The organism is Enterobacillus tribolii, from assembly GCF_003363015.1.
GTDB classification, from domain to species: domain Bacteria; phylum Pseudomonadota; class Gammaproteobacteria; order Enterobacterales; family Enterobacteriaceae; genus Enterobacillus; species Enterobacillus tribolii.
Genome location: NZ_QRAP01000005.1, coordinates 322,183 through 344,008, shown reverse-complemented (window position 1 = coordinate 344,008; position 21,826 = coordinate 322,183). Strand labels below are relative to the sequence as shown.

General features: G+C 56.3%; 26 protein-coding genes. 13 read left to right on the top strand and 13 right to left on the bottom strand.

The window, feature by feature from the left end; genetic code table 11:
* Positions 1-12: 12 nt before the first annotated feature.
* Both C8D90_RS12875 and rnk read right to left on the bottom strand, forming a co-directional pair.
* Positions 13-645: a response regulator transcription factor gene (locus C8D90_RS12875; RefSeq protein WP_115458846.1), complete on the bottom strand. Its 633-nt coding sequence runs from the start codon at positions 643-645 to the stop codon at positions 13-15.
* Positions 646-818: 173 nt separating this feature from the next.
* Entirely contained in the window at positions 819-1,229 is a 411-nt protein-coding gene (gene rnk, locus C8D90_RS12870) for a nucleoside diphosphate kinase regulator (protein WP_115458845.1), read from the bottom strand.
* A 427-nt stretch (positions 1,230-1,656) separates the two neighbouring features.
* Between rnk and C8D90_RS12865 the strand changes: the two genes are divergently transcribed.
* The 10 genes from C8D90_RS12865 (at position 1,657) to C8D90_RS12820 (ending at position 11,006) form a co-directional block, all read left to right on the top strand.
* Positions 1,657-2,004: a transcriptional regulator gene (locus C8D90_RS12865; protein ID WP_115458844.1), complete on the top strand. Its 348-nt coding sequence runs from the start codon at positions 1,657-1,659 to the stop codon at positions 2,002-2,004.
* Between the two features lie 3 nt (positions 2,005-2,007).
* Entirely contained in the window at positions 2,008-2,370 is a 363-nt protein-coding gene (locus C8D90_RS12860; RefSeq protein WP_115458843.1) for a glycine-rich SFCGS family protein, read from the top strand.
* Positions 2,371-2,372: 2 nt separating this feature from the next.
* Positions 2,373-2,669, top strand: a complete 297-nt coding sequence (locus tag C8D90_RS12855; RefSeq protein WP_115458842.1) for a DUF4312 family protein — start codon at positions 2,373-2,375, stop codon at positions 2,667-2,669.
* A 64-nt stretch (positions 2,670-2,733) separates the two neighbouring features.
* A complete protein-coding gene (locus C8D90_RS12850; RefSeq protein ID WP_115458841.1) occupies positions 2,734-3,510 on the top strand; it encodes a DUF4311 domain-containing protein in 777 nt (258 codons plus the stop codon).
* Positions 3,511-3,528: 18 nt separating this feature from the next.
* On the top strand, positions 3,529-4,179 hold the full coding sequence (locus C8D90_RS12845) for a DUF4310 family protein (RefSeq protein WP_115458840.1): 651 nt from the start codon (positions 3,529-3,531) through the stop codon (positions 4,177-4,179).
* Between the two features lie 51 nt (positions 4,180-4,230).
* Positions 4,231-5,364 carry an amidohydrolase/deacetylase family metallohydrolase gene (locus C8D90_RS12840; RefSeq protein WP_115458839.1) on the top strand — a complete coding sequence of 378 codons (1,134 nt, stop codon included), beginning with the start codon at positions 4,231-4,233 and terminating at the stop codon, positions 5,362-5,364.
* Positions 5,354-6,469 (top strand): DgaE family pyridoxal phosphate-dependent ammonia lyase, encoded by a 1,116-nt coding sequence (locus tag C8D90_RS12835; protein WP_115458838.1) that lies wholly within the window; start codon positions 5,354-5,356, stop codon positions 6,467-6,469. Before C8D90_RS12840 ends, C8D90_RS12835 begins: the two co-directional genes overlap by 11 nt.
* A 38-nt stretch (positions 6,470-6,507) precedes the next feature.
* Complete coding sequence (gene dagF, locus C8D90_RS12830; protein WP_115458837.1) at positions 6,508-7,248, top strand: 2-dehydro-3-deoxy-phosphogluconate aldolase; 741 nt, start codon at positions 6,508-6,510, stop codon at positions 7,246-7,248.
* Positions 7,249-7,420: 172 nt separating this feature from the next.
* Positions 7,421-8,647 (top strand): lactonase family protein, encoded by a 1,227-nt coding sequence (locus C8D90_RS12825; RefSeq protein ID WP_115458836.1) that lies wholly within the window; start codon positions 7,421-7,423, stop codon positions 8,645-8,647.
* A 436-nt stretch (positions 8,648-9,083) separates the two neighbouring features.
* Positions 9,084-11,006 (top strand): BglG family transcription antiterminator, encoded by a 1,923-nt coding sequence (locus C8D90_RS12820; protein ID WP_115458835.1) that lies wholly within the window; start codon positions 9,084-9,086, stop codon positions 11,004-11,006.
* Between the two features lie 51 nt (positions 11,007-11,057).
* On the opposite strand, the gene npr is transcribed toward C8D90_RS12820, so the two are convergent.
* The 11 genes from npr to C8D90_RS12765 all read right to left on the bottom strand — a co-directional run bounded on the left by npr (position 11,058) and on the right by C8D90_RS12765 (position 19,317).
* Positions 11,058-11,330, bottom strand: a complete 273-nt coding sequence (npr, locus tag C8D90_RS12815; RefSeq protein WP_115458834.1) for a PTS phosphocarrier protein NPr — start codon at positions 11,328-11,330, stop codon at positions 11,058-11,060.
* 20 nt (positions 11,331-11,350) lie between these two features.
* Positions 11,351-12,202, bottom strand: a complete 852-nt coding sequence (rapZ, locus tag C8D90_RS12810) for an RNase adapter RapZ (protein WP_115458833.1) — start codon at positions 12,200-12,202, stop codon at positions 11,351-11,353.
* A 229-nt stretch (positions 12,203-12,431) separates the two neighbouring features.
* Positions 12,432-12,896, bottom strand: a complete 465-nt coding sequence (gene ptsN, locus C8D90_RS12805) for a PTS IIA-like nitrogen regulatory protein PtsN (RefSeq protein WP_115458832.1) — start codon at positions 12,894-12,896, stop codon at positions 12,432-12,434.
* A gap of 119 nt (positions 12,897-13,015) precedes the next feature.
* Complete coding sequence (hpf, locus tag C8D90_RS12800; RefSeq protein ID WP_115458831.1) at positions 13,016-13,303, bottom strand: ribosome hibernation promoting factor; 288 nt, start codon at positions 13,301-13,303, stop codon at positions 13,016-13,018.
* A gap of 24 nt (positions 13,304-13,327) precedes the next feature.
* Positions 13,328-14,761 carry an RNA polymerase factor sigma-54 gene (gene rpoN, locus C8D90_RS12795; protein ID WP_115458921.1) on the bottom strand — a complete coding sequence of 478 codons (1,434 nt, stop codon included), beginning with the start codon at positions 14,759-14,761 and terminating at the stop codon, positions 13,328-13,330.
* Positions 14,762-14,826: 65 nt separating this feature from the next.
* Complete coding sequence (gene lptB / locus C8D90_RS12790; protein ID WP_115458830.1) at positions 14,827-15,552, bottom strand: LPS export ABC transporter ATP-binding protein; 726 nt, start codon at positions 15,550-15,552, stop codon at positions 14,827-14,829.
* 6 nt (positions 15,553-15,558) lie between these two features.
* Positions 15,559-16,131, bottom strand: coding sequence for a lipopolysaccharide ABC transporter substrate-binding protein LptA (lptA, locus tag C8D90_RS12785; RefSeq protein ID WP_115458829.1), 573 nt, complete (start codon positions 16,129-16,131; stop codon positions 15,559-15,561).
* Positions 16,100-16,678: an LPS export ABC transporter periplasmic protein LptC gene (gene lptC / locus C8D90_RS12780; RefSeq protein ID WP_115458828.1), complete on the bottom strand. Its 579-nt coding sequence runs from the start codon at positions 16,676-16,678 to the stop codon at positions 16,100-16,102. Before lptC ends, lptA begins: the two co-directional genes overlap by 32 nt.
* Positions 16,675-17,253, bottom strand: a complete 579-nt coding sequence (gene kdsC / locus C8D90_RS12775) for a 3-deoxy-manno-octulosonate-8-phosphatase KdsC (RefSeq protein WP_115458827.1) — start codon at positions 17,251-17,253, stop codon at positions 16,675-16,677. Before kdsC ends, lptC begins: the two co-directional genes overlap by 4 nt.
* Positions 17,254-17,279: 26 nt before the next feature.
* Complete coding sequence (gene kdsD / locus C8D90_RS12770; RefSeq protein ID WP_115458826.1) at positions 17,280-18,266, bottom strand: arabinose-5-phosphate isomerase KdsD; 987 nt, start codon at positions 18,264-18,266, stop codon at positions 17,280-17,282.
* Positions 18,267-18,330: 64 nt separating this feature from the next.
* Positions 18,331-19,317, bottom strand: coding sequence for a calcium/sodium antiporter (locus tag C8D90_RS12765; protein WP_115458825.1), 987 nt, complete (start codon positions 19,315-19,317; stop codon positions 18,331-18,333).
* Between the two features lie 350 nt (positions 19,318-19,667).
* Here C8D90_RS12765 and mlaF point away from each other — a divergent pair, with 350 nt between their 5' ends.
* Genes mlaF through mlaD form a run of 3 tightly spaced genes read left to right on the top strand, consistent with a single transcriptional unit; the run spans position 19,668 to position 21,811 of the window.
* Complete coding sequence (gene mlaF, locus C8D90_RS12760) at positions 19,668-20,483, top strand: phospholipid ABC transporter ATP-binding protein MlaF (RefSeq protein ID WP_115458824.1); 816 nt, start codon at positions 19,668-19,670, stop codon at positions 20,481-20,483.
* Positions 20,484-20,487: 4 nt separating this feature from the next.
* On the top strand, positions 20,488-21,270 hold the full coding sequence (gene mlaE / locus C8D90_RS12755; protein WP_115458823.1) for a lipid asymmetry maintenance ABC transporter permease subunit MlaE: 783 nt from the start codon (positions 20,488-20,490) through the stop codon (positions 21,268-21,270).
* A 4-nt stretch (positions 21,271-21,274) separates the two neighbouring features.
* Positions 21,275-21,811, top strand: a complete 537-nt coding sequence (mlaD, locus tag C8D90_RS12750; protein ID WP_115458920.1) for an outer membrane lipid asymmetry maintenance protein MlaD — start codon at positions 21,275-21,277, stop codon at positions 21,809-21,811.
* Positions 21,812-21,826 lie beyond the last annotated feature (15 nt).

Here is a 21,826-nt window from a genome sequence, read left to right as displayed (position 1 = left end):
CTTTTTTATTGGTTATTGCTGTTCCATCAGCTGCTTCAGGCGCTCCAGATCGTGCGTGCCGGTTTTTTCAAACAGCCTGGCTTTATAGGTGCTGATGGTTTTATTACTCAATAGCAGCAGATCGGCGATTTCTTTGATCGATTTACCGTCCAGTAAATGGCGCAGCACGGAGATTTCTCTGTCCGACAGCGTGCTGAGGGGGTTCTCCGCCTCCGGCGTCGTGAGTTCGGCAATCCGCTGCTTCAGGCAGAAATCCGGGTAATAACAGTAGCCGTCCAAAATCTGCCGGCAAATCAGCGGAATATCATGCAGATCAATATTCTTGTTGATAAAGCCTTCCGCGCCGCCGCGCAGGGTGCGCATGGCGTATTGCTCCGCAGACAGCCCGGTGAGAATCAGCACCTTAATCGCCGGGTCGAACTGTTTGATGCGGGTCAGCACTTCCAGGCCGTCCAGACGGGCCAGCATGATGTCGAGAATGACCAGCGACGGGGGATTTTCTTTAATCAACGCCATCGCACGAACGCCGTCCGCCGCCGAAGAGGCAGTAAAACCGGGCGTCTTTTCCAGAATAGCTTTCAGGGCGAAGCAGATGGCGGGGTGATCGTCAACGATAAGGCATTCGATCGGCGTGGTTTTTTCCATAAGTCTGCATCTCGTACTCTTACGTCCCTATATGGGCGAAGAGGCTATCATAACGCCAATGAATGGCGAGGTGCCTATCTGAGTTTGAGAATCTTCCTAACCGATAACGGGAAAATTAGGATATTTTCCCGTTAATAAGCGCGGGCTACCCTGGCGTGGGCGGCCCTTTCTGATTAGCGGTGGTACTCGCCGGCCGCTTCAGGCTGGTATTGCAGCTCCAGCACTTCGATGTGGGTCTGGTTGCCGTTGGGCAGATCCCAGATGATATTGTTACCGACCCGCAGCCCCAGCAGGGCAGCGCCAATCGGCGCCATCACGGAAATCTGATCGTTGCTGTCTTTCAGATTAACGGGGTAGACCAGCGTGCGGACGTGCTCTTCACCCGATTCCAGATCGCGGAATTTCACCCGGCTGTTCATCGTGACGACGTCGGCAGGAATATCTTCCGGGCTGCGCATTTCCGCGCGATCCAGTTCGGTGTTCAACGCTTCAGCTACCGGTGAGTTAGCGTAGGCGGCCTGCTCCAGTAACGCGTCCAGGCGTTCGGCGTCGAGTTCGTTCAATATAATTGCAGGTCTGGGCATACTGTTCTCCATGAGTCTTGGTTGAGAGCTCCCCTCTCGTTGAATTCGGTCATAACAAAGAAAACCCCCACAGCCAGAGGTGTGAGGGTTCAGCATTCGCTTTTGCGTCTGTAGCGATAATAAAGAGCCACGCCGCATTTTAAAAGTGAGCTGCATCACGATTTCGGCAGCCCGCATTTTGTCGTTCGATAGTATCAAATGTGACCGGCAAAGCCCATCACAAAAATGATTTTTCCAAGAAAATCATACAATAAATCTATGAATAAAATTTTGTGAAAAGCAAAATTTGAAGCAGGCCCATTTCCGGGGAGGGATTTCCAGTTTGAAATGGAAAAAGATCCGCTCCTCTTATTTATTTATCCGCTGTAGGGTAACAACATCAACAGAGAGAAGAATACCGTTGAACAGAATAGAGGGGAGAGACGGCGTGGCAGAACAACAACGCTCAGTGGATGAAGTGACTCTGGAAAAAGAAACGAACGGCGTATTGGAAAAAGTTAGCACATTATTAAGCGGTAAAGGAATTTATCCGAATGAAGTGCAGAAGCAGATGCTTTTTTCACATGTAAAAGCCATGGTATTACGTTCGCATACCGGAGAACCTTTACCTGAGGTCGATATTTCCTTGTTTGATGAAATCTCACCGATGTCACTGAAATTAGCAGAGCAGGTTGTTAGTTGGTTTGACGGCCTGGCGTATGAAGAAGCACATTTATTATCCGTCCACTTCGAAGTGGCGAAAGAAAATGAATTAAGCAGCGTAACGGGAGAATAAATTATGACGGCAATTAAAGTAGTGATCGGCGATCGTCTGGGGAAAGGCCAGAAAGTGGGCCAGGGCGTGGAAGCGGCTGGCGGCACGGCTGTTGTTATCCCCGGCGTGGCGGCGGACATGAAGCTGGGCGACGTGATGAAGCAGGAAAACGCTGACCTGGGCATCTCTTTCTGCGGCAGCGGCGGCGCCGGTGCTATTACCGCGCAAACCAAGTACGGTTATAAAGCGCGCTACGGTATGCGCTCCATCGAAGAAGGCGTTACCGCCATTAACGAAGGCTGCAACGTATTAGGATTCGGCTTTATGGATAAAGAGGAATTAGGTCAGAAGCTGGTGGAAGCCTATATCAAAAAACACGGTAACTGATAATGAAAGAGAGTATTACAACCACCGTAACCGTCAGCGGCAAAAGCAATACTAAACAAAAAGCGTTTGCCGCGGCGTTAAGTAGCGTACAAGGTCAGATTCTCAGGGAAACCGACAAGGTTTTATTGCGGATCGAGCCGGAAGATGTCCGTGTTATTCGTGCTGAGGAGAAAATAACGACAGAAAAGTTTTTGTTTTTTTTCTTGCCGCGTAAAAAAAAGGAATATTCCGTGACGCTGGAAATAACGGTGAGTGTAACCTCTATTGATACGGATAAAATAGATTTCAAATCGGTATAAGGCTACCACAGCAACCGCCTGACGGAATTACCTGGCAGGCGTCATACTATTAAGGAATATACTGATGTTTTTAATTATTCTGATTAAGTCGATTATCATCGGCGGCTTGGTCGGAGTGGGCGTCGGCGCCGGTGCGGCCCGAATGTTCCACGCGCCGACGGTACAGGGAATGGGTGCGTTTCGTACACTGGGCGAGCTGAATTCGTGCGAGGGCGATCCTGCGTCTCACTTCTCTTTCGGTCTGGGCTTCTTCTTTAACGCCTGGGCTTCCTCCGTTGCGGCCGGTGCGTTCACTCAGGACGTTGACCACCGCATCATTCCTAACTGGGGCGCCGCGGCGCTGATGATCAAAAACCGCAACGTCGCGGAAACCCTGCACGATCCCAAAAAGATGGCGATCGCGTGCGGCATCATCGGCATTCTCGTGGTGACCTTCCTGAACTCTACCGCCTCCGCGGTGCCGGAAGCGCTGCAGATCACCGCCGTTAAGGTGCTGGTGCCTGCCGCTAACCTGCTGGTGAATACCGTGATGCCGGTTATCTTCTGGCTGGCCGCGATTGACGCGGGCCGTCGCTCCGGCTTCTGGGCCACCATCTTCGGCGGCCTGGCGCAGCTGATTATGGGCAACGCCGTACCGGGTCTGGTTCTGGGCATCCTGATCGGTAAGGGCGTAGAAGAAAGCGGCTGGAACAAAGTCACCAAGATCATGATGGCGGTAATTGTTCTGCTGTTTGTCCTCAGCGGCTTCTTCCGCGGGTTCGATATGAAGGTGCTGGAATCCTTCCAACTGGGTGTTCCGGGTTGGCTGGAATATATCCATAACACCCTGAGCGGCAAATAATCGGGCGGAGACGAGACAATGGATGAGAAATTAAAGAATAGTTTTTGGTATGCCGACTGGTCTTTCCCGATTTTCGTCGGACTGCTGTCCTCCGGGGTATTTGCCGGGACGCACATGTACTACCTGTACGGTATCGGCGCGTTCAACGAAGTGGCCTTCGTGTCCATGCTGCGTGCGGGGATTGATACCGGCGTTTACGGCGCGGTTGCCGCATTCGGCGCCAGCTTCCTGTTCGCCCGTATCATCGAAGGCTCCCTGGTGGGGATTCTGGACATCGGCGGCGCGGTACAGACCGGCGTTGGCCTGGGTGTTCCGGCGCTGCTGCTGGGCGCGGGCATCATCTACCCGGTGGAGAACTTTATCGCCTCGCTGATTACCGGCATGGTGATCGGGATGTTGATCGGCTACCTGATCATTCTGGCGCGTAAGTTCACCATCAACCAGAGCAACTCGACCTATGGCGCGGACGTCATGATGGGCGCAGGTAATGCTTCCGGCCGTTTCCTGGGGCCGTTGATTATCCTGTCGGCAATGACGGCGTCGATTCCTATCGGTATCGGTTCTCTGATCGGCGCGCTGCTGTTCTACATCTGGAACAAGCCGATCACCGGCGGCGCCATCCTGGGTGCGATGATTTTCGGTTCCATCTTCCCGGTAGCTATCTCGTAATTCCCCCCTTCCCCCGCCTTGTGCGGGGGAACCAACTGATGAAGGCAAACTATGTACGATTTAATTATCAAGCAGGGTAAGCGCGTTGACGGCAGCCTGATTGATATTGCGGTTAAAGACGGAAAGATTGCCCTGATTGGCCAGCTTGACAGCGACCTCACCGCAACCCGAATCCTTGACCTGAACGGCCGTTATTACCTGAGCGCCGGCTGGATCGACTCCCATACCCACTGCTACCCGTCCTCGCCGATTTACAACGACGAACCTGATTTGGTCGGCGTCAGCAGCGGCGTGACGACGGTGGTTGACGCCGGCAGCACCGGCGCGGACGACATTGACGAGTTTTATCGTCTGACCCGCGCGGCGAAGACCAACGTTTATGCATTTCTGAACATTTCCCGTATCGGCCTGCTGCGTCAGAACGAGCTGGGCGATATGAACGACATTGATGATGCGCTGGCGCACAAGGCGATCGGCGATCACAAAGGCTTTGTCATCGGCATCAAGGCGCGCATGAGCGGCAGCGTGGTGCAGGACAACGGCATCAGACCGCTGGTGCGCGCCAAAGAAATCCAGGCGCAGAACGGCGGGTTGCCGCTGATGGTGCATGTAGGCAACAATCCGCCGAATCTGGACGATATTGCCGACCTGCTGACCCGCGGCGACATCATCACCCACTGCTACAACGGCAAACCGAACCGCATCCTGACGCCGGAAGGCGAACTGCGCGCCGCGGTGAAGCGCGCGCTGGATCGCGGCGTGTTGCTGGATGTCGGTCACGGCAGCGCCAGTTTCAGCTTCGACGTGGCGGAAATCGCCATTCGTCAGGGCATTTACCCCAATACCATCAGCTCCGACATTTACTGCAAGAACCGCATCAAAGGGCCGGTGTACAGCCTGGCGTACGTGATGTCCAAGTTCTTTATCGCCGGACTGAGTCTGGCGCAAATCATTGATTGCGTCACGGTCAACGCCGCGCAGGCGCTGCGTCTCGAAAACAAAGGCAGGCTGGAGGTGGGCTGCGACGCCGACTTCACCCTTTTCGCCGTGGAAGCGCAGCCGCAGGTGTTTGCCGATTCAGAACAACAAACCCGCAACGGGCAGACGATGATTCTGCCGTTAGCGGCGATTGTCGCCGGTCAGCCGGTACTTACCCAAGATGGAGAGTCAAAGCATGTCTTCTAACAACCAGAGCGTATATCAAAAATACAACCTGAAGACGGTAATCAACACGTCCGGCCGCATGACCATCCTGGGGGTTTCCACGCCGCGTGAAGACGTGGTGGAGGCGGTGAATTTCGGCCTGAACCATTACTTCGAAGTAAAGGATCTGGTGAATAAAACCGGTCGCTATATTGCCGATCTGCTGGGCGTGGAAGACGCCGTGGTGGTTTCTTGCGCGTCCGCGGGCATCGCGCAGTCGGTGGCGGCGATGATCGTGCAGGACAACGCATACCGTCTGGATAACCTGCATGCCCATGCGCATGACGTACCGAGCGAAATCGTGGTGCCGAAAGGCCATAACGTTAACTTCGGCGCGCCGGTCGGCACCATGGTGCAACTGGGCGGCGGCTGCGTGCGTGAGGCGGGCTACGCTAACGAATGTTCTCCGGCGCAGCTGGCGGCGGCGATTACCCCGAAAACCGCGGCGATTTTGTATGTGAAGTCCCACCACTGCGTGCAGAAAAGCATGCTGAACGTGGCGCAGGCGGCGGAAGTGGCGCATGCCCATAACCTGCCGCTGATCGTGGACGCCGCGGCGGAAGAGGACCTGCAGTGTTATTACAACATGGGCGCGGATCTGGTTATTTACAGCGGCGCCAAGGCGATCGAAGGCCCCACCAGCGGCCTGGTCATTGGCCGCAAGAAATACGTTGAGTGGGTGAAGTTGCAGGCCAACGGCATCGGCCGGGCGATGAAGGTCGGCAAAGAAGGCATTCTCGGCCTGACTCAGGCTATCGCCAGCTATATGACGCTGGAGAAGGAAAGCGGCCAGCAGATGGTCGATAAGATGACCGCGTTCATCGACAACCTGAACACCCTCGACGGCGTATCGGCGAAGGTGGTGTGGGACAGCGCGGGCCGCGACATCGCCCGTACCGAGATTACCTTTGATCACCAGAAGCTGGGCATCACGACGGAGCATATCGTCGAGCGGCTGAAAAACGGCGACCCGGCGATCTATTTCCGCGGCTATAAGGCCAATGAAGGCAAGATTGAGGTGGATGTGCGCAGCGTTGACGCCGCACAACTGCATACCGTTTATGAATGCATCAAGGCCCTGTTCTGATTGGCCTTGTAATGAAAAGTTTTGAGAGGGAGAAAGTCATGCAATTGTCACCAAATTTTTATAAAGACCGTGTTTGCCTGAACGTGCTGGCCGGTTCCAAAGAAAACGCGCGCGATGTGTATGAAGCGGCGGAAGGTTATGTGTTGGTCGGCGTCTTGTCGAAGAACTATCCCGACAACAGCAGCGCTATCGCGGACATGAAAGAGTACGCACGGCTGATCGACAACGCGCTTTCCGTCGGCCTCGGCGCCGGCGATCCGAATCAGTCGCTGATGGTGTCGCAGATTTCCGGCGTATTGCAGCCGCAGCACGTGAACCAGGTCTTCACCGGCGTGGGCGTCAGCCGCGGCATGCTGGGCCAGAACGCGAGCGTGGTGAACGGCCTGATCTCCCCGACCGGTCAGGTGGGCATGGTGAAAATCTCCACCGGCCCGCTGAGTTCGCAGAAAGCCGACGCCATTGTGCCGGTGGAAAGCGCCATCGCGATGCTCAAGGACATGGGCGGCAGCTCGGTGAAATATTTCCCGATGGGCGGCCTGAAAACCCGCGATGAGTTCACCCGCGTGGCGCAGGCCTGCGCTGAGCAGGATTTCTGGCTGGAGCCGACCGGCGGCATCGATCTGGAAAACTTCGAAGCGATTATGCAGATCGCGCTGGATGCCGGCGTGAAGAAGATCATTCCGCATATCTATAGCTCCATCATTGATAAAGCGAGCGGAAACACGCGTCCGGAAGACGTTAAAACGTTGCTGGCGAGCGTGAAAAAGTTGTTGGGTTGATGGATTGGGGCGTTAGTTAGCCCCGCTACTGCCGCACCGGCTGTTCGGTGCGGTTTTTCGTGTTTTGTCCCGGTGGCTGCGTCCGCGGCTGCCGTTTTCAGCGGGCGTTTTATGCGTCGTTAGTCTGTCACGCATTGGCGCTCTGTCCAGGTTGTATCAAACGGAGAAGGCAATGACATCTATTAATTCAGCATTTTCGTTACATCCGTTACGGGCAGTTTGTATGGGGATGACGCTGTTAATCGGCGGCGTGGCGGCACAACCATTGCTGGCGCAGACGGCAGAAAACCCGGCCCCGGCCCGCTTCGCTTACGTGGGAACCTATAATCCCAACGGGGAAGGGGTTTACCTGATGAAGGTGGACCCGGCCAGCGGCGCGCTGAGCAAAGTGAAAACGGTCAGTACCTTGCCGAATGCGGCGCAGATGGTGATGTCGGCGGATGGCAACGTGCTGTATGTAGCCAGTGAAGTGGCGGACTATCAGGGCGGTAAGCACGGTTCGCTGGCGGCATACAAAGTTAACCGCGATAACGGCGATCTTACGCTGCTCAATCAGGCGGACTCACAGGGCGCAGGGCCGGTGTATCTTTCGCTGACGCCGGACGGCAAGCACCTGCTGGTCGCTAACTATATCAGCGGCAGCATCGCGGTATTCCCCGTGGAAAGCGACGGGAAAATCGGCGCGCCGAGCGCGGTGAAGCAGAGCGAAGGGCCGGCGGGCGCGGCGAAACCCGAAGCCGCAGTGCCGGGCAGTTTTGCCATCAGCGATCATAACGGACCGCATGCGCATATGATTGCCAGCGATCCCAGCGGCAAGTTCGTCTTTTCCACCGATCTGGGGTTAGACCGTATTTACCAGTGGCGCTTTGATGCGGAGAAAGGCACGCTGATGGCCAATAATCCTCCCTACATCATGGCGTCGTCCGCCGGTGCCGGCCCGCGTCACTTCGTCTTCCATCCGGACGGCAAAACGGTTTATCTGATTAATGAAGAAGCCTCTACCCTGACGCAGTACAGTTTTGACAAGCAGAGCGGTACGCTGAAAGAGGTGGCGACCCAGTCTTCGCTGCCGGAAACCTATCAGGGAACCAGCTTTGCCGCCGGGCTGGTGCTGAGCCATGACGGGCATTTCCTGTACGTCGCCAACCGCCTGCGTAACAGCATCATGCAGTTTGCCGTCGGGGACGAAGGGAAGCTGAGCAAGGTTGCGGAAGTCTGGACCGGCGGTGATTACCCGCGCACGCTGACGCTGGACCCGACCGGGCGTTATTTGTATGCCCTGAACCAACGCAGCGACAACATCATGCGCTTCAGCCGCGACCCGCAGAGCGGGCGCCTGACGATGAGTGATGACGTGGTGGGTGTGGGCGCACCGTCACAAATGGTATTCGGGCATTAAGAAACTCCGGAAAGTTTGGCGCGCCATGTCCGCAATGGCGGAGATGGCGCGCAGTAGCAGGGACGCGACAAGAACGGGTGCAGGAAGCGATTTTTATTTCCATGAAAGATTCCGCAAACTGGTACACAGATCACATTCATTCCCTGTCTGAATCTGTTAGTCGCCGGTATAATCGTTTTTGGGTGCATCCGGTTGATATACCGGTGTTTATATTGTGCGCGGTAAGGTACAGTATATGCCCGTTATATTTCGAAAAGCAGCGGTGCTCAACGCGTTCTTTGCGCCGTGCAGTTCGGATTATTTAGGGTGGTAGGTATCCAATCAGCCTGACTTCGTTCACCAATTGACCGAAGCGTTTACGTTTTCCTGCTGACTCCTCTCCGGCCAATTCGCAGCGCTTTGCGGCGCTAATCAGTTCGTTAGCAGCGGTACGAGAATGATTCAATTTCCATATCCACGTCTGAACCAATTGTTTGACGCGCTCCGCGGTGAAACCTTGCCCCAGGAAGAGCTTGCCAGGCGTTTTGACGTATCCACCCGTACCGTGCGCACAGACATTAACGCTCTGAATGAGATTCTGCTCCACTACGGCGCGCAGTTCGTCCATCAGCGGGGCAGCGGATATCGCCTGGATATTACCGACGAATCGCGTTTTGCCGCGCTGGAACAGCAGCAGGACATGCGGAGCAATACGCTGCCGCGTACGGCACGCGACAGGGTAGTGCATTTGTTGCTGCGTTTTTTGGCGCAGGACGAGGCGTGCAAGCTGGATGACATCGCCGATGGCTGGTTTGTCAGCCGGGCTTCGTTGCAGAGCGATATGGCGGAAGTGCGTGAGATCGCCGCTAAGTACGGGCTGACGATTGAGAGCAAGCCGCATCACGGTATGCGTCTGTTCGGCAGCGAGAACGCGGTGCGCGCCTGCCTGGCTAACATGTTGTTCCAGTTTCAGAGCGGGGATGACTTCCTGCCGGAGCTGCACGCGCTGGCGCTGCCCGGCGTTGACCTTCTCCAACTGCGCGAACAGCTTCATGCGGTGATCCAGCAACATCAGATTCGCATGACCGATGAGGGCGAGCAGCATCTGATGATCTACTGCGGCATCATTGTGCAGCGTATCCGCGCCGGCCATCTGCTGGGCGAGTTCAGCGCCAGCGACGTGGAGCCGGCGCTGAAGCTGGCGGCCGCGCAGATGATCGAAATTCTGCAACGGCAAACCGGCTGCGAGATCCCGCAGGCCGAGCTGGATTACCTCAGCGTGCAGATCGCCGCGCGGCGTATGACCGACGGCGCCAACCTGCAACCGGGCGGACAGGACGAAAACCGTGCGCTGGTGGATTATATTCTTGGCTTTATCAACGATCGCTACAATTACGATCTGCGTGAGGATGAGCAACTGCGCAGCGATCTGCTTTCCCATATCGCGACCATGATGACGCGCGCCAAGTACCAGATTAATATGCCGAACCCGCTGCTGGAGCATATCAAGCAGCATTATCCGCTGGCCTACGACGTCACGCTGGCGGCGGTTTCCAGCTGGGAAAAAGACGTTCCTTACACCATCACCGACAATGAAATCGGCTACCTGGTGCTGCATATCGGCGTCGGGCTGGAACGCCATTACGATATTGGCTACGAGCGCCACCCGCAGGCGCTGTTGGTGTGTGATTCCGGTATCTCTACCGTGCGTTTGCTGGAAGCGAAGATTAAACGTGAGTTTCCGCAACTGATGGTGCGGCAGGTTGATTCTTTGCGCGAGTATGAAAAGCTGGAGCAAATTGAAGAAGACTTTGTGATCAGCACGGTGAAGGTGGCGGAAAAGAATAAGCCGGTGGTGCTGGTTGCACCGTTCCCCACCAGCTTCCAACTGGAGCAACTGGCGAAACAGGTGCTGATCGACCGCACCCGGCCTTATATGATGGACAAATTTTTCGATGAGACGCACTTCTGCATCATCGACAAGCCGATCACCCAGGCCGAGCTGTTCAACCGCTTGTGCCGGCAACTGGAGCAGGAAGGATACATCGGCGGGGATTTCCATCCGTCTTTGGTCGAGCGCGAAGGCATCGTTTCCACCATGCTGGGCGAAGGCATCGCGCTGCCGCACTCGCTGGGGCTGCTGGCGAAGAAAACCGTGGTGTACACCGTGCTGGCGCCGCAGGGTATCGCCTGGGGGCCGGGGGAAACCGCCTACGTCATTTTCTTGCTGGCGATCAGTATGCAGGACTACGAAGAGGCGATGACGATTTACGATCTGTTCGTGACGTTTATGCGCGAAAGGGCGGTCAGCCGCCTGTTAGCCAGCAAAGATTTCGAGCAGTTTCGCAGCGTTGCCAAAGATTGCCTGAGCCGCAGTTAAAACGGCCTGCACCCTGTGCGGGTGCCGCCGTTTGTTGCACAGGGAACATCGTCAGTCTTCGTCAAACCCTGCATTGAATAACCCGATGACCGCTTCCAGCGCTTTTTCTTCGTCCGGGCCGTCGGCCTGAACTTCAATATGGCCGCCCTGCGCGGAGTCCAGCATCAGCAAGGCGATGACGCTGCTTGCTTCCGCTTCTACGCCGCTTTCGTTGCGCAGCATAACTTCACAGTCAAATCCCTGAACCAGTTCAAACAGTTTCATGGCCGGCCGGGCATGCATGCCCAGCCGGTTTTTGATTTCCACAGTGTGTTTTACGGTCATGATGTGTGTTTCGGACCTGTTTACTTACGCTTCTCCAGCGTACGGTGACGTGACTGCACGTTTTTCCCACGTGAGCGGAAGTAGTCGGCCAGTTGCTCGGCAACGTAAACCGAACGGTGTTTACCACCGGTACAGCCGATGGCGACGGTCAGGTAACTGCGGTTGTTGGTTTCCAGCATCGGCAGCCACTGTTCCAGATAGCTGCGGGTCTGGTAGATGAAGTTATGCACTTCAGTATGGCGATCGAGGAACGCGGCGACGGGTTTATCCAGGCCGGTCATCGGGCGCAGTTTCGGGTCCCAGTGCGGGTTAGGCAGAAAGCGTACGTCGAACACATAGTCGGCGTCGATGGGAATGCCGTGCTTGAAGCCGAACGATTCGAACACCATCGTCAGCTCGCGCTCGCGCTTGCCCAGCAGGCGGGTGCGCAGCATTTCCGCCAGCTCATGCACCGACATTTCGGAGGTGTCGATGATCAGATCGGCGCGGGAACGCAGCGGCTCCAGCAGGTCGCTCTCTTCATCGATGGCGCTTTCCAGCGACAGGTTTTTGTTCGACAGCGGATGCAGACGGCGGGTGTCGCTGTAGCGGCGGATCAGGGTGTTGCGATCGGCGTCGAGAAACAGCAACTGCGGCGAAAAGCTCTGCGGCAGGCTGTCCATCGCTTTTTCCAGCACTTCCGGCGATTCCGGCATGTTGCGAACGTCAATGCTGACGGCGGCGGAAATATTACGCGAGGATAGCGTATGCGCTAAATCGGGCAGCAGTTCCACCGGCAGGTTGTCGACACAATAGAAGCCCATGTCTTCCAGCGCTCGCAGGGCAACGGATTTTCCCGAACCTGAACGGCCGCTGACAATCATCAGCACCATGAGTCATTTCCCCTCGTATACGGGCGGCACCATGCCACCGTTAAATTTGTTTCCGCCGCCGGTTTTGCCGGGCCTTACGTCATCGTGACGGCCCGCTGATTTTACCAGCTACGTGTATGGCGGTTCTTAAACCTACTGTCTCTTAAAGCCATTATTTCTTAAACCGATCGTCGATCACTGTAACGTGTGGCAACGCCATCCGCTACTTTTTTCATAATCAGTTAACGTATTATTCTGCAATGAGTTTATAGAGCTCTTCATCGCTTTGCGCCGAGCGCAACTGGCGGCATATGCTTTTATCGGCCAGTTTCTGCGCCATCATCGCCAGCGTCTGCAAATGCGTTTTGCACTGATCCGCCGGCACCAGCAGGGCGAACAGCAGGTCGACGGGTTGATTGTCGATGGCATCGAAGTCGATGGGCTGTTCCAGATGAATAAATACGGCAATGGCGCGCAGGGTGTCCTCTTCCAGCTTACCGTGCGGAATGGCGATGCCGCCGCCGATCCCGGTACTTCCCATGCGTTCTCTGGTCAGGATGGCGTCAAACACCACCTGCGACGGCAGGTTCAGCTGTTTCGCCGCCAGTTCGCTGATGATTTCCAGGGCGCGTTTTTTGCTGGTGCAATGTACTGCGTTGCGCGTGCACTCCGGGCTGAGCACGGAGGTTAAAGGCATTGTCAAATCGTTACTCATCGTGTGTTTCACTCAAGTCCCGCGGCGCGGGCTTTTATGTTCCCCTGATGATCTATCGGCCCGTTTCACGGGAAACGGGCCGATAGCAAAGCGGTTAATGAATTAGCGAGCAGGCACGCTTAGTGCTGTCTCAGTTTGTCTTTATGTTTGTTTAACTGACGCGCCAGTTTGTCTACCAGCGCATCCAGGGCGGCGTACATATCTTCATGCTCTGACTCCGCGTGCAGCTCTCCGCCATTGATATATACCGTGGCCTCGGCAATCTGCTGCACTTTCTCCACGCTCAGGACGACGTTAACCTGATTGATACGATCGAAAAACTGCTCCAGCTTGGCGAACTTAGTATTAATGAAATCACGCAAAGCATCGGTAATTTCAAGATGGTGTCCGGTAATATTGAGCTGCATAGATGTCTTCCTTCTCTGTGATGGTCAAACTAACTGCTTACGCTGGTTTGACGGCGGGATGGACAAAGACTCACGATACTTGGCGACGGTACGTCTTGCAACCATGATGCCCTGATCTGCCAGCATGGTCGCAAGCTTGCTGTCGCTGAGCGGTTTGGCGGGGTTTTCCGCCGCGATCAGTTTTTTCACCAGCGCGCGAATCGCCGTGGAGGAGGCCTCCCCACCGTCTTCGGTGCTGACATGGCTGGAGAAAAAATATTTTAGTTCAAAAATGCCGCGTGGGCTGTGCAGAAACTTTTGGGTCGTGACGCGGGAGATCGTGGATTCATGCATCTCAACCTGTTGAGCGATATCGGCCAGCACCATGGGCTTCATGTATTCTGCGCCGTTCTCAAAAAACGCCTGCTGCTGTTCCACGATGCAGCGGGAAACCTTCAGCAACGTGTCGTTGCGGCTTTCCAGGCTTTTGATCAGCCACTTGGCTTCCTGCAGGTTGCTGCGGATGAACTGGCTGTCGCTGTCGTTGCGCGTCTGGCTGCCCAGCGCGGCATATTGCTGATTGATGCGCAGGCGCGGCACGCTGTCCTGATTCAGTTCGACCGTCCACTTTCCGTGATGCTTATGCACCAACACGTCAGGAATCACATAATCGGATTCGCCGGTATTTACCGAAAGACCGGGGCGTGGATCGAGTGACTGAATCAGCTGCATGGCTTCTTTGAGCACGTCTTCTTTCAGCTTAGTCGAACGCATCAGATTTCGAAAATCGTGATTGGCCAGCAGATCGAGATGCTGATCGACGATCAGGCGCGCATCGTTCAGGTAGGGCGTTTCCGGCGTGAACTGCGATAGTTGCACCAGCAGGCAGTCGCGCAGGTCGCGGGCGGCGACGCCGACCGGGTCGAAACGCTGCACGCGCTTGAGTACGGCTTCAACTTCTTCCTGCGTGACATTTTCGTCACCCAGGCTTTCCAGAATGTCCTCCAGCGAGGAGGTGAGATAACCGGTATCGTCGACGGCGTCTACGATGGCGGTGGCGATCGCGCGATCCGTATCGGTGAACGGGGTCAGCTCCACCTGCCACATCAGGTAGTCCTGGAGGGTCTGCGTGGTTTCGCCCTGGTAGACGGGCAGCTCTTCATCGCTGTAGTCGGTGCCGGTGCCGGACGGCGTGCCGGCGGTGTAAATTTCATCCCAGGTGGCGTCGAGCGGCAGTTCTTCCGGCATGTCTGGCTGTTCGAGGGCTTCGCGGGTGTCCAGCACCTCGTCGTCATCGTTCGCCGGCGCCTCGATTTCGTCATGAATATCGGTTTGCTCCAGTAAGGGATTACTCTCCAGCGCCTGCTGGATCTCCTGCTGGAGTTCAAGCGTAGACAGCTGTAACAGGCGAATCGCCTGCTGGAGCTGAGGAGTCATCGCCAGTTGCTGGCTTAGCCTGAGTTGCAAACCTTGCTTCATCATTCTTTTTCCGTTGACGCGAAAGCCGGACGAGGCACGGCTTGCGCGGAATTCTGTGTATTCGGTTACAGGCGGAACTCTTCTCCCAGATAGACGCGTTTTACCTGCTCGTCCGTCATGACCTGATCCGGCGTGCCGTGCGCGATCAGGTTGCCCTGACTGACGATGTAGGCGCGTTCGCACACGTCCAGCGTCTCGCGTACGTTATGGTCGGTGATGAGCACCCCCAGCCCGCGATCGCGCAAGTGTTCGATGATTTTCTTGATGTCGATAACGGAGATAGGGTCAACGCCGGCGAAGGGTTCGTCCAACAAGATAAACTTCGGGTTCGCCGCCAGCGCGCGGGCGATCTCCACCCGGCGCCGTTCACCGCCGGAAAGCGATTGGCCGAGGTTATCGCGCAGATGGGCGATGTGGAACTCTTCCAGCAACTCGTTGGCGCGATCGGCGCGCTGCTCGCGCGTCAAATCCTCGCGGATTTCCAGCACCGCCATCAGGTTATCGTAAACGCTGAGACGCCGGAAAATGGAGGCTTCCTGCGGCAGATAGCCGATGCCGCGGCGGGCACGGGCATGCAGGGGCAGCAGGCTGATGTCTTCGTTGTCGATTTCGATCCGGCCGGCGTCGCGCGGGACGATGCCCACTACCATATAAAATGTGGTGGTTTTACCGGCCCCGTTCGGGCCGAGCAGGCCGACGATCTCGCCGGAGTTTACCGTCAGACTGACGTTTTCCACCACCCGGCGTCCTTTGTAGGATTTAGCCAGGTTTTCAGCAATTAACGTTGCCATAAAGAATCAGTTACTCTTTTTCTGCGGTGCAGGTTTGGTCTGGGACTTGCCGGCGCTGTTGCCCTTATCCTGGAGCTGCGACGGGATCAGCACGGTGTTGACGCGGCTGCCTTTGTCGCTGAACGCTTCCATTTTCTGCTCTTTAACCAGGTAGGTGATCTTGTCGCCCTTGACGTTGCTGTCCAGCTGTTCCAGGTAAGCGTTGCCGGTCAGGATGACGAAATCCTTTTCCAGTTCGTAGCGCAGTTTTTGGCTGTGGCCGCTCACCGGCTTGCCGCTGTCCTGCATCTGGTAGAAAGTGACCGGATTGCCGTAGGCCTCAACCACCTCTTTGCCCTGCTGGCCGCTGGGACGGATCACAACCACTTTGTCGGCGTTGATCTTGATCGTGCCTTGGGTAACCACCACGCTGCCGGTAAACGTCACCGTATTGCTTTGCATGTCCAGCGACTGCTGTATGGAGTTGATGTTGATCGGCTTGTCGGTGTCACCGGTAACGGCTAAGGCCGGTAAACTGGCGGCCAACATCAGGCCGGCAATGAAAAGGTTATTTATTTTCTGGTTTTTTCTGAATTTCATAGTTTGAAGTTACCTTATCAATCAGCCTGGCGGTTTTGTCCCGCATGTTGCCGCGCATTTTTAATCCGTGAGAGGTGAAGTTTGTTCCGTAAAGCGTTACTTCGTCATCAGAACTCACATCCTGTGTGATCAAATTTACTTGTGCTTTATCAGTAGTGATCCTTTCCAGTTGCGAGGTCGCCGTCAAGCTGTTTACTTCAACGTTGCCGTAAAGATATAACATTTTGTTATTGGTCAACATGGCCTGATCGGAACGGATCGACCAGGTCGGCAATGCGTTTTTGTCAAATGTGGTCAGCACCGGCTTAGTAAACCAATTGGTTTCCTGGGGCGCGAAATGACGCACGTCGTCCGCCAGGAGCTTATAGTTTAGTTTACCAGTTGGATCGTAAACCACGGTAATCGTATGTTCACTTTGGTAAGTCGGTTCGCTGGGATCGTTCGCCTGCGGTGTGTTGTCCTCGCCTATGTCTGCCAGGTTCCAGCCGATCAGGGCCAGCACGGCCAGCGTCAGTAGCAGGATCAGCCAACGTTTGGTTTTGCTCATATAGATAACCCTTTGGCCTCGTCCAGTTTGCCCTGAGCCTGAAGGATCAGATCGCAAAGCTCACGCACCGCGCCGCGCCCGCCCGCGATGCGGGTGACGTAGCCGCTCCGTTGCGCAACGCGTTGCAGCAACAGCGGGTGAGCGTCGGCGACGGCAACGGGAAGACCCACTTTGTCCATCACCGGCCAGTCGATTAAATCGTCGCCGATATAGGCAACCTGTTCCGGTTTCAGGTTCAGTTGTCCGAGGAGTTGGTTAAAGGCGAGCAGTTTATCAGATTGTCCCTGATAGAGGTGGCTAATGCCGAGCGTCGTGGCACGATCCGCTACTAATTGGGAGGTGCGACCGGTAATGATGGCGACCTCAACGCCCTGGGTGATCAGGCAGCGGATGCCGTAACCGTCGCGTACGTTGAACGCTTTCAGTTCTTCGCCCTGATTGCCCATGTAGATCAGGCCATCGGATAACACGCCGTCAACGTCGCAAATCAGCAGGCGGATCTTTTCCGCCCGGACCATCACCGACGCATCCGTCGGACCATAACAGGTGGCGACGCTCACCGGATTTTCATTCATCAAACGTTCCTTAACCGCAAGGAGTTTTAAACTACGCCAGCGCGCAGCATATCATGCATGTGGACTACGCCGATCAAGAGATCGCCGTCGGCCACCAGCAGCGAAGTGATGTGACGCGATTGCATCAGGTTCAGCGCGTCAACGGCCAGGGTTTCCGGGCGTACGCGGATGCCGCCGCCGGTCATGACGTCGGCGATTTTGGCGTTATTGAGATCGATGCCCATGTCGAAGATCCGGCGCAGGTCGCCATCGGTAAAGATACCTTTGATCTTCATCAGATCGTCGCAGATAACGGTCAGGCCCAGGTTTTTGCGCGTGATTTCCAGCAGCGCGTCGCGCAGCGAGGCGTCGGGGCTGACGTGCGGGATCTCGTCGCCGGAATGCATGATGTCGCTGACGCGCAGCAGCAGCTTGCGCCCCAGCGCGCCGCCCGGATGGGACAGGGCGAAATCTTCGGCGGTGAAGCCGCGCGCCTGGAGCATGGCGACGGCCAGCGCGTCGCCCATTACCAGCGTCGCGGTGGTGCTGCTGGTCGGCGCCAGGCCCAGCGGGCAGGCTTCCTGAGGCACTTTGATGCACAGATGAATGTCAGCGGCTTTGCCCATTGCGCTGTCGGGATTGCTGGTCATGCAGATCAGCCGGACCTGCAGGCGTTTTAAGACCGGGATCAGCGCCAGGATTTCACCGGACTCGCCGGAGTTGGAAATGGCGATCACCACGTCCTGCGCGGTAATCATGCCCAAATCACCGTGGCTGGCTTCGCCGGGATGGACGAAAAACGCCGGGGTGCCGGTGCTGGCCAGGGTAGCGGCGATTTTCCGGCCGATGTGGCCGGATTTGCCCATGCCCATTACCACGACTTTGCCGCTGCAATGGATCATCATTTCGCAGGCGCGGTCGAAATCGTGGTTAATGTACTGTTCCAGATGAACGATACCGTCCCGCTCAGTGCGGAGAACCTGTTTACCGGCTTGCTGGAAGCTGAATCCCGGCTGCAAATCTGAATGTGACATGTGCTTTTTCCGCTTGGTTCCTGGTGGTTGCCGTCTCAGGGACTTAATGATCTAAGACCGACGCTCATTGAATAAATTCCGCGGCGTGCTGGCTGAACAGCAGCGCCACGTAGGCGATAAATCCGCATACCAGCAGGGCGCCGGCCGTATGGCCGATGCTGTGCCGGCGCCGCATACACAGCACGCAGAGGACGATGCTGACGCCCAGCATCACCCAGTAGTCCCTGGCGAAGGCGCTGGGGTCGATGGCGCCGCCGGGGAAAAACAGTGCCGGGATCCCCAGCACCAACAGTATGTTACAGATATTTGAGCCAATAATATTGCCCAAAACCATGTCATGCTCGCCTTTTATCGCGCCGGCGATGGAGGTCGCCAGTTCGGGCAGGCTGGTGCCGACGGCGATGATGGTCAGGCCGATAGCCAGTTCGCTGACGCCGAAATAACGTGCCACCACGATGCCGTTGTCGGTGACGATGCGGGCCGCCAGCGGCAGCATAATCAGCCCCAGCGCCATCCACAGCACCGCGACCGTGGTGCTGGTGTCTGCCGGCAGCTCGGCCATCTGTTCGTCAGTGAGCGGATCGCGCCCTGTTTCGTGGGTCGCCTGCCGGGCGATTTTCAGCATCAGCCAGATAAACCCGGCAAACGCCGCCAGCAGCAGCACGCCGTTAAGGAACGTCAGCTGGCTGTCATACAGCACCAGGCCGCACAGGACGGTTGCGGCTAACATTAGCGGCAGCTCACGTTTCAGAATATCAGAACGTACCGAAAGCGGCCGGATAAGGGCGGTACAGCCCAGAATCAGCAGAATGTTGGCGATGTTGGAGCCCAGCACCGTGCCGATGGCGGTGTCCGGCTGGTAATTCATCGCGGCGGTGGTCGCCACGGTAAGCTCGGGCAGGCTGGTGCCGACGCCGACGATGGTCATCCCGATGGTCATCGGGGAAACTCCGGAAGATCGTGCGATTGCCGCTGCGCCGTACACCAAACGGTCTGCGCCATAGACCAATAATACCAAACCAATTATCAACAACATGGTGGCCAGCAGCATGCGGGGTCCTTTTAACGGATATAATCCGGAACTGTTTTATTACGATGGTATCTTACGACGGTACTTTTGATCACGGTACTTTGATAGCAGTGCTTTTAATAACGGTACGTTTAATGACAATAGTATGCCAGCAGACACTGCCGCTGACAGCGCGTTGATTTTGACTGCCGGAGAGCGAAAAGTAAAACTAATGGCATCTTTCGACGGGAGGATTGCGCTATTTTCTGTAAGAATGGGGCAATCCGAACCATTACGGGGCATAACGCGTTAGAATTGTCCCCCGGTGTTCCGCTGCGCACGTCCGGACGGCGGAATGCCTTTATACCAGACTACCGGAGAGATAATCGTTCATGAATCAACAGGAAGTAAATCTGGTTGAAATCCACAACATGAGCTTCAGGCGTGGCAATCGTCAGATTTTCAGTGATATCACGATGACGGTGCCCAAGGGAAAGGTCACGGCGATCATGGGCCCTTCCGGTATCGGTAAAACCACGCTGTTGCGTCTTATCGGCGGACAACTGCGGCCGGATACCGGCGAGATCTGGTTTGACGGCGACAATATTCCGGCGCTTTCGCGGCATCATCTGTTTGAAGCGCGCAAAAAAATGAGCATGCTGTTTCAGTCCGGGGCGTTGTTCACGGATTTGACCGTGTTTGAGAACGTGGCGTTTCCGCTGCGCGAGCATACCGCAATGCCGGAATCGCTGATCCGCACGACGGTGCTGATGAAGCTGGAAGCGGTGGGGCTGCGCGGAGCCGGCAACCTGATGCCGTCCGAGCTGTCCGGCGGCATGGCGCGCCGTGCGGCGCTGGCGCGCGCGATTGCGCTGGACCCGGAGATGATTTTGTTCGACGAGCCGTTCGTCGGCCAGGACCCCATCACCATGGGCGTGCTGGTCAAGCTTATTGACGAACTGAACCACGCGCTGGGTATTACCTGCGTGGTGGTGTCCCATGACGTACCTGAAGTGCTGAGCATCGCCGATTACGCCTACATCGTGGCGGAACAGCACATTATCGCGCAGGGAACCTCTGAAGAGTTGCAGACTAACGACGATCCGCGCGTGCGTCAGTTCCTTGACGGCATTGCCGACGGCCCGGTGCCGTTCCGGTTTCCGGCCGGTGATTATCGCGCGGCGCTGCTAGGCGCAGGGAGTAAATAATTTCATGTTAACAGATGCGTTGGCGTCGTTAGGACGCCGGGGAATCAGGGTCTGCGCTTCGTTCGGGCGCGCAGGGCTGATGATGTTCAACGCCCTGGTGGGTAAACCCGAGTTTGCCAAACAGTGGCCGTTGCTGCGTAAACAACTTTATAGCGTCGGCGTGCAGTCGATGTTGATCATCCTGGTATCCGGGGTGTTTATCGGCATGGTGCTGGGGTTGCAGGGGTATCTGGTTCTGACCACCTACAGCGCGGAGGGCAGCCTTGGCCTGATGGTGGCGCTGTCGCTGCTGCGTGAGCTGGGGCCGGTGGTGACCGCGTTACTGTTCGCCGGTCGCGCCGGTTCCGCCCTGACGGCGGAAATCGGGCTGATGAAGGCCACCGAGCAGATCTCCAGTATGGAGATGATGGCGGTGGACCCGCTGCGCCGCGTAGTGGCGCCGCGCTTCTGGGCCGGCCTGATCAGCATGCCGTTGCTGACGATCATTTTCGTCGCGGTCGGGATCTGGGGCGGCGCCGTGGTCGGCGTCGACTGGAAGGGAATCGACGACGGTTTCTTCTGGTCCGCCATGCAGGATGCGGTCAGCTGGCGCACCGACTTGCTGTATTGTGTTATCAAGAGCGTGGTTTTCGCCATCACGGTGACATGGATTGCGTTGTTTAACGGTTACGATTCGGTTCCGACCTCTGAGGGAATCAGCCGGGCCACGACCCGCACCGTGGTGCATTCGTCGCTGGCGGTATTGGGTCTGGATTTTGTGCTGACGGCACTGATGTTTGGGAATTAATGTGATGCAAACGAAAAAGAGTGAAGTTCTGGTTGGCCTGTTTCTGATTATCGCCCTGTGTGCCGCCGTTTTCCTGTGCCTGCAGGTGGCGAACGTGAAGTCCCTGGGCAATGAGCCAACTTATCGCCTGTATGCGACGTTCGATAACATCGGTGGCCTGAAAGCACGTTCCCCGATCAAAATCGGCGGCGTAGTGGTGGGGCGCGTGGCGGATATTACCCTTGACCCGAAAACCTACCTGCCGCGGGTGGCGATGGACATCAACCAGCGTTACGACCATATTCCGGACACCAGCTCGCTGGCTATCCGTACTTCCGGCCTGCTCGGGGAGCAATTCCTGGCGCTGAACATCGGATTTGAAGATCCTGACATGGGAACGGCTATCCTTAAAGATGGCGGCACGATCCAGGATACGAAGTCGGCGATGGTGCTGGAGGATCTGATCGGACAGTTCCTGTATAAGAGCGGCGGCGATACCGGCGATAATAAACCGGCTGACGGAGAGGCTCCGCAGGACCCGGCCGCTTCCGCGGCACACTAATATGAGCAATGAGAG

Coding starts and splice junctions, on each gene's coding strand:
- C8D90_RS12875 (WP_115458846.1), bottom strand. CDS start 645: ATGGAAAAAACCACGCCGATCGAATGCCTTATCGTTGACGATCACCCC.
- rnk (WP_115458845.1), bottom strand. CDS start 1,229: ATGCCCAGACCTGCAATTATATTGAACGAACTCGACGCCGAACGCCTG.
- C8D90_RS12860 (WP_115458843.1), top strand. CDS start 2,008: ATGACGGCAATTAAAGTAGTGATCGGCGATCGTCTGGGGAAAGGCCAG.
- C8D90_RS12855 (WP_115458842.1), top strand. CDS start 2,373: ATGAAAGAGAGTATTACAACCACCGTAACCGTCAGCGGCAAAAGCAAT.
- C8D90_RS12850 (WP_115458841.1), top strand. CDS start 2,734: ATGTTTTTAATTATTCTGATTAAGTCGATTATCATCGGCGGCTTGGTC.
- C8D90_RS12845 (WP_115458840.1), top strand. CDS start 3,529: ATGGATGAGAAATTAAAGAATAGTTTTTGGTATGCCGACTGGTCTTTC.
- C8D90_RS12840 (WP_115458839.1), top strand. CDS start 4,231: ATGTACGATTTAATTATCAAGCAGGGTAAGCGCGTTGACGGCAGCCTG.
- C8D90_RS12835 (WP_115458838.1), top strand. CDS start 5,354: ATGTCTTCTAACAACCAGAGCGTATATCAAAAATACAACCTGAAGACG.
- dagF (WP_115458837.1), top strand. CDS start 6,508: ATGCAATTGTCACCAAATTTTTATAAAGACCGTGTTTGCCTGAACGTG.
- C8D90_RS12825 (WP_115458836.1), top strand. CDS start 7,421: ATGACATCTATTAATTCAGCATTTTCGTTACATCCGTTACGGGCAGTT.
- C8D90_RS12820 (WP_115458835.1), top strand. CDS start 9,084: ATGATTCAATTTCCATATCCACGTCTGAACCAATTGTTTGACGCGCTC.
- npr (WP_115458834.1), bottom strand. CDS start 11,330: ATGACCGTAAAACACACTGTGGAAATCAAAAACCGGCTGGGCATGCAT.
- rapZ (WP_115458833.1), bottom strand. CDS start 12,202: ATGGTGCTGATGATTGTCAGCGGCCGTTCAGGTTCGGGAAAATCCGTT.
- ptsN (WP_115458832.1), bottom strand. CDS start 12,896: ATGAGTAACGATTTGACAATGCCTTTAACCTCCGTGCTCAGCCCGGAG.
- hpf (WP_115458831.1), bottom strand. CDS start 13,303: ATGCAGCTCAATATTACCGGACACCATCTTGAAATTACCGATGCTTTG.
- rpoN (WP_115458921.1), bottom strand. CDS start 14,761: ATGAAGCAAGGTTTGCAACTCAGGCTAAGCCAGCAACTGGCGATGACT.
- lptB (WP_115458830.1), bottom strand. CDS start 15,552: ATGGCAACGTTAATTGCTGAAAACCTGGCTAAATCCTACAAAGGACGC.
- lptA (WP_115458829.1), bottom strand. CDS start 16,131: ATGAAATTCAGAAAAAACCAGAAAATAAATAACCTTTTCATTGCCGGC.
- lptC (WP_115458828.1), bottom strand. CDS start 16,678: ATGAGCAAAACCAAACGTTGGCTGATCCTGCTACTGACGCTGGCCGTG.
- kdsC (WP_115458827.1), bottom strand. CDS start 17,253: ATGAATGAAAATCCGGTGAGCGTCGCCACCTGTTATGGTCCGACGGAT.
- kdsD (WP_115458826.1), bottom strand. CDS start 18,266: ATGTCACATTCAGATTTGCAGCCGGGATTCAGCTTCCAGCAAGCCGGT.
- C8D90_RS12765 (WP_115458825.1), bottom strand. CDS start 19,317: ATGCTGCTGGCCACCATGTTGTTGATAATTGGTTTGGTATTATTGGTC.
- mlaF (WP_115458824.1), top strand. CDS start 19,668: ATGAATCAACAGGAAGTAAATCTGGTTGAAATCCACAACATGAGCTTC.
- mlaE (WP_115458823.1), top strand. CDS start 20,488: ATGTTAACAGATGCGTTGGCGTCGTTAGGACGCCGGGGAATCAGGGTC.
- mlaD (WP_115458920.1), top strand. CDS start 21,275: ATGCAAACGAAAAAGAGTGAAGTTCTGGTTGGCCTGTTTCTGATTATC.